This is a genomic window from Pseudoxanthomonas yeongjuensis (assembly GCF_010093345.1).
Taxonomy (GTDB): domain Bacteria; phylum Pseudomonadota; class Gammaproteobacteria; order Xanthomonadales; family Xanthomonadaceae; genus Pseudoxanthomonas_A; species Pseudoxanthomonas_A yeongjuensis.
The window spans coordinates 1-624 of the sequence record NZ_PDWT01000018.1 but is presented as its reverse complement, the minus strand read 5'-3'; the positions used below and the strand labels follow the sequence as shown (position 1 = coordinate 624).

General features: G+C 55.4%; 1 pseudogene. It reads left to right on the top strand.

Annotation, left to right across the window (positions count from 1 at the left end):
• Positions 1-414 (top strand): annotated as a pseudogene (locus tag CSC74_RS17330) (Xaa-Pro dipeptidase); the annotation flags it as partial.
• Between the last annotated feature and the right edge of the window lie 210 nt (positions 415-624).

The following is a 624-nucleotide window of genomic DNA, read 5'->3' as shown; positions in this document are numbered from 1 at the left end:
TCCCTGTATGCCGGGCATCTGGCCACCATGAAGGCACGCGCGGACGAAGCGCTGGCGCGTGGCGGCTTCGATCACCTGGTCGTCCCCAGCGGCACCCAGCACTACCAGGTGTTCGACGACCGCGACTATCCGTATGCGGTCAACCCGCAGTTCAAGGCCTGGCTGCCGTTGACCCGGGTGCCGCACAACTGGCTGGTATACAGCCCCGGCCAGCGGCCCAAAGTCATTTTCCACCAACCTTTCGATTACTGGCATGTGGTGCCGGACGCGCCCAGCGGCTGGTGGGTGGAGCACTTCGACATCCACATCATCCGCAAGCCGGATGAAGCGCTGGCGTGGCTGCCCAAACCTTCGACCCGCTGCGCCATCCTGGGCGAACCGCAAAGCGCGCTGGGAGAATACGTCCCCAACAATCGAAAAAAAAAAAAAAGGCAAATATTTCATAGGCTAATGCGTACGTACTATGGGGGAGACACGTATGACCGCAGAAGAGAATAGACATGTGTAAAGAGCAATAATCGGGCATGCGCAACACAGACTAAAGTACGAGTGGAGAGACAACACAAAATACGATGATCGTTAAACACAGCAAGTCATAGATAGACAATATATGAATTATGATCA